Source organism: Plesiomonas sp., from assembly GCF_051650925.1.
Lineage (GTDB): Bacteria > Pseudomonadota > Gammaproteobacteria > Enterobacterales > CAMTGL01 > Plesiomonas.
Map to the genome: position 1 here is coordinate 1 of NZ_JBOFRH010000034.1, position 1,506 is coordinate 1,506.

Below are 1,506 nucleotides of genomic sequence, written 5' to 3' on the forward strand. Positions count from 1 at the left end.
TGATGTGGCTCATCATCAGAATGCGTGAGCTCTTGGCATCAGCCATGTCACCGTACTGCTGCTTTTGCTCTACGGCAAAAGAAGAGATGATTGGTGAGTGGTTGAAAGAGAACACCATTACTGGGATCACCAGCCACAGAGTTTTCAGCACGTTGCCGATACCGTTACCGCCCGCTGGCACATAATGGAAAATGGCAGTGTTCCACTCAGGGATCAGGAACAGAGACATCAGCACCAGTACGGCCACAAATGGGAATACCAGTACGCTCATGGCTTTAACGATCAGCTTTTCACCACAGGCCACAATCGCCATCAGGCCCACGATCAGCACCAGAGACAGGATCGCACGCGGAGGTGGGGTCATGTGCAGCTGGTTCAGCATGAAGCTTTCAACGGTGTTAGTGATCGCCACGCTGTATACCAACAGGATCGGGTAGATCGCGAAGAAATACAGGAAGGTGATCAGGTAACCGGCGGTTGAGCCAAAGTGCTCTTCTACCACTTCAGTGATGTCGTCGCCCTGACGGCCAGAGCCAGACAGTACGAAGCGGCACAGTGCACGGTGTGCAAAGAAGGTCATTGGCAGAGCCAGAATCGCCATCACCAGCAGAGGCCAGATACCACCGATACCGGCTTCGATAGGCAGGAACAGCGTACCCGCACCTACCGCCGTACCGTACAGGCCCAGCATCCAAGTGATGTCACTTTTATTCCACTTCATGGTCGCCGCATTGGCGCCTTGAGTCGTTGCTTGTTTCGCTACTGTGTGATCCATAGGTTTATCTTCAAAGTATTTATAAAAAAACGTTATCAGTAGGTTGAAACGATTCAAGCTACAACGTGAGCCAGAGTGCGATAAAAAACACATACAGTTGTGCCCTGCCAAAGCAAGGGGCAGCAAAATAACCATCCATTGGAAAATTGCTCAGAGATGAGCCTGATATTGTCTGCAACCGCTGTTCCAGCAGCTGTTATCGCCGTGTTTCAACCTCTGCGAAAAAGGTTCTTGGTTTCAGCGCTGACTGTCTGATTGATTTTTGATATGGGCTGTCAGACGCTGGAATTACTTTTGTTCACTCTGTCTGGTAGTGCAGCGTTGCGGCTGGTTATCTGCATGCACCCGAAGGAATACAAACAACGAGATGTGCAATAAGTTGCCCTACCAATAAGAGGGCGCCATTATAGCGACTGGCAGCCATTGGTCGAGTCCTAAATCACACTTTTTATAGGGGATAGGGAGATTTATAACGCAATAAAGAGAGATCGATCACATAAATTTATTTTCCCTGCGCACAGGATGCGTAAACTTTCAACAGTGAAGTTGCTCACAAAATAGCAGTTGGTTTAATTTTCATCACCGACAAACGCGTCATCACCTTAGAGCGCAACGCCGGATAAGCTGAGTTCTACTGATGCCGGTGATAAAAAACGAAGCGATTGTCTAGCTTAGTGCCCTAATCGGTTCATGCCGATATGCGGAATACCGTCTTCCAGATACCCTTCCCC

At 49.1% G+C, this 1,506-nt stretch carries 1 protein-coding gene; it reads right to left on the minus strand.

Translation table 11 applies throughout. From position 1 onward, the window contains the following. Positions 1-775 (minus strand): aromatic amino acid transport family protein (locus ACRC27_RS00790; RefSeq protein ID WP_438638867.1); only part of this gene is annotated, 775 nt, incomplete at its 3' end. Between the last annotated feature and the right edge of the window lie 731 nt (positions 776-1,506).